Source organism: Okeania sp. (assembly GCF_983059655.1).
Map to the genome: position 1 here is coordinate 1 of NZ_CEZPJD010000815.1, position 3,519 is coordinate 3,519.

Consider the following 3,519-nt stretch of genomic DNA (forward strand, 5'->3'; position numbering starts at 1 on the left):
TCCATACTTACTCTTGTTTTCTCTTCTGAAAAAATTGGCAGTTCGGCAAAATCTGGGAAACTCAATGATGGAAAATTGACTACTCCTGAAATTTACCCTTCTACCATCAAAAAATTTCCAGACTCATCCATACTTACTCTTGTTTTCTCTTCTGAAAAAATTGGCAGTTCGGCAAAATCTGAGAAACTCAATGATGGAAAATTGACTACTCCTGAAATTTCCCCTCCGACCGTCAAAAAATTTCCAGAGTAACCCATACTTATTCTAGTTTTACCCTTAAAAAAATTCCCACAAAGCAAAATTTAAGAAATCTGCTAATAGATAATTTAGTAGTCAGGATTTTCAGCTTCAATAATCAACTAAAATCCTAGACTACAAACTAACATTTATTCTGACTTTTCAATTATCCCTCCACCTAACAAAATATCTCCGTCATACCAAACAGCAGCTTGCCCAGGAGTTATGCCAAAAACTGCCTCTTCAAACATTAACTTAACTCGAAAACCATCCTGTGGTTTCTCCTCATTAATACCCAAAGGAATAATATTTGCTGCTACAGGTAAACTACGATATCTCACTTGCACCTCCCCTCGTATAGGCATAGTTGGTGGGACAATAGAAACCCAATTAACTAACTTCACAGTGGACTCCATTTTTGATGCACTGTCGCGATCGCCCACTATTACCCGATTCATCACCGGGTCTAAACCGATTACATATAAAGGATTAGAGGCCGAAACTCCTAAACCTTTTCTTTGACCAATTGTATAATGATGGACACCATCATGGAGTCCTAACACCCGCCCTTCTTGGTCAACTATTTCACCTTGATGGGGTGTAATATATTTATCCAAAAATGCCCGCATCGAACCGCTAGCTTCCACTAGACATAAATCCTGGCTTTCCGGTTTATCAGCAGTTTTTAAACCATATTCTGCTGCAATGCGTCGGGTTTCACTTTTGACAACTTCCCCTAGAGGAAATACGGAGCCAGCTAATAAGTCTTGTGTTAGATCGTACAGAAAATAAGACTGGTCTTTATTACGGTCAATAGCACGTTTTAATTGATAGCGATCGCTTTCTGAATCATAATCAATTTGTGCGTAATGCCCCGTGGCAATTTTGTCAATACCTAATTTTTCATGGGCATAAGCCAGCATCGGGCCAAATTTTACAGCTTTATTGCATTGAGAACAGGGTAGTGGAGTAATTCCGGCACTGTATCCTGTTACTAAATAATCAACAATATTTGCTTGAAATAAATCGCGACTATCCACAATATGATGGGGAATACCTAACTGTTCACAAATATGAGCAGCGTCAACCATTCCTTCGGAACAACATTGACCTTTTCCTTTCATTAACCAAAGAGTTAAACCCTCAACTTGATATCCTTGATGATGTAGTATTGCTGCGGTTGTGGAACTATCAACTCCACCGGAAAGACCGACTATAATTTTATTCATTGAATTTGAGTTTATAAAATCAAAACTATATGTATTTATCTTAATTATAGATTTTTTGAAGAAGGAAGAGTTCAATAATGGATAATTGATAATTACCTGTCCATAAAAGGAAGAGGATTGAATCAAGGGAAAGTTTTTTCTTGTTTCTCCTTTCTCCTTTAAAGGAGAGGATTTTCACCTTAATTATTCGGTAAGAAGGGAAAATATTGCTTTGTCTTAGTTTTAATATTTTGATCTATCCTAACTTTTCCTTCGACTGCTATATATGAGACTGCAAAGAATGATGAAATTTATTAATTTGTCTGCCTTAATTTCAAGTCAACTCCGATAAAAATATTATTCTATGCACTTTCTTATGAATTTGGCATTAGACTTTTAGGGAACAGTAAATAGGAAATTACAAACAGCAAGCCATAAATTTTTCACGATTGAAGAAGGAAGAAGGAAGAAAAAATAGATGTGTACTCCAACTCAAACCAATTATCAATACCCTGTAGACAGTGGGGTATTAAACCAAAAATAAAAAGATAATTTAGGATTGCTATATATAATTTTACCTTGTCTCGCTCATGTAATAAACGATGTTTTATCGTCTACTAAAAACCATAATTTATTGGCTCGACTCACTATGCTAAACCAAATTTTTTTAATATTAGACTACAGAATTTCAAAAATCTCATTCTTATCAATTATATTAGGAGGATTTTTAGCTATAAATCACCAAACTATCGCCCAGGGAAAAGTCATTAAAACTCAAATTATAGCAACTAATCAAAGGCCAAGCAAAGTCACAACTTTTAGCTCCAATAACAATACAAAAAAACAGACACCGTTAATAGCAGAAAATTCCAGCTTTCCCAGAAATTTTGAAGTATTACCTCCATCAACAGTAAGACCATCAATTCAACAACAAGAACCAATATTTAACCCCATCGAAGTAAATCCATTTCCCAATTTACGATATGTTGTCTATATTGAATCAGATAGTGGGCTATTGTTAGGAATTATTCGGCGAAGAATTGAACCAAGAGCAGTATTGCGCTCTTTTGCAGGCAGCACTGTAATTCAAGTAGGAAGTTTTTCTCAGTTATTTTTCGCTTTAGACTTATTAGATTATTTGGAACAGAGAGGAATTAATGCCCAACTAAAAAAACTTGATTCAAATAAAGCTTTTGGTAAACCTGTAGAGCCTGCAATTTTAGCATCTAGTGTATATCCTCCAGTTAGACGTTCAATTGCTTATGGACTAAGTAATAGTAAACCAAATTATTATTTATTAATTCCTAGTCAGTCAACAGATTTAGCTTTAATTACATATAAATTGCGATTATTAGGAGTTCCCGACCAAGGTATTCAGGTAACAGAAATTCCCGAAAATGTAGCTGTAGGACCTTTTGAAAAGGAAGAAATAGCAGAAAAGTGGCAACGCTATTTATTAGATTCGGGTTTTGTTAATGTAGTTATTTATTTTGGTCGTTAAAAAGTAAGCATTTCCTGCAGAATGCTTAAGTTAAAAGTCGGTCGGAAAGTTGATTGAAATACATTTAATTTCCGACCATTAATTTTTAAATTTACTCGGGTACTTCAACTTTTTCTTCTTTTCTAAGCTTTTGTGCATTTAAACCACTTATTTTTTGTGTACTTAATAAAAGTAAAATCCCTATTACTTCTAACTTCTGATTTGCTAAGGTGCATTTAAAATTTGATAATTTAAGTAGTTTTTTCTATCTACTATGATTCTTTTTCCCTGTTCCCCACAAGGTTTTCAGGAGTTCCTGATCGGGAATAAGTAGGTGGGCTTAATTATCGGTACAATAGCAATAAAAATTCACGCGCAGTGAAAACCTCTTAAAGACTGGGTCATAAGTTATTTTTCATATTTTTTATTTTGACCTTTATTTATGCCTACCTACTTAGCTTTTAGAGAGAGGTAATTATCAATTATCCATTATCCATTATCCATTATTGAATCCCTACTCACTCAAACAAATGAACAAGACTAAAGAAAAGTTTGTAGTTACTGCTGCCCAAATGCGACAAATAGAAGAACGAA

The 3,519-nt window shown here is 34.4% G+C and carries 3 protein-coding genes; 2 read left to right on the forward strand and 1 reads right to left on the reverse strand.

Annotated features, from left to right (window positions below; genetic code table 11):
* On the forward strand, window positions 1-252 hold a 252-nt coding region (locus AC3DU7_RS28770), incomplete at its 5' end, for a hypothetical protein (protein ID WP_488042679.1).
* Window positions 253-386: 134 nt separating this feature from the next.
* Here the strand turns inward: AC3DU7_RS28770 and mnmA are convergent.
* Complete coding sequence (gene mnmA, locus AC3DU7_RS28775) at window positions 387-1,481, reverse strand: tRNA 2-thiouridine(34) synthase MnmA (protein ID WP_488042681.1); 1,095 nt, start codon at window positions 1,479-1,481, stop codon at window positions 387-389.
* A gap of 613 nt (window positions 1,482-2,094) precedes the next feature.
* Here mnmA and AC3DU7_RS28780 point away from each other — a divergent pair.
* On the forward strand, window positions 2,095-2,946 hold the full coding sequence (locus AC3DU7_RS28780; RefSeq protein ID WP_488042680.1) for a hypothetical protein: 852 nt from the start codon (window positions 2,095-2,097) through the stop codon (window positions 2,944-2,946).
* The last annotated feature ends 573 nt before the right edge of the window (window positions 2,947-3,519 follow it).

Coding starts and splice junctions, on each gene's coding strand:
- AC3DU7_RS28780 (WP_488042680.1), top strand. CDS start 2,095: ATGCTAAACCAAATTTTTTTAATATTAGACTACAGAATTTCAAAAATC.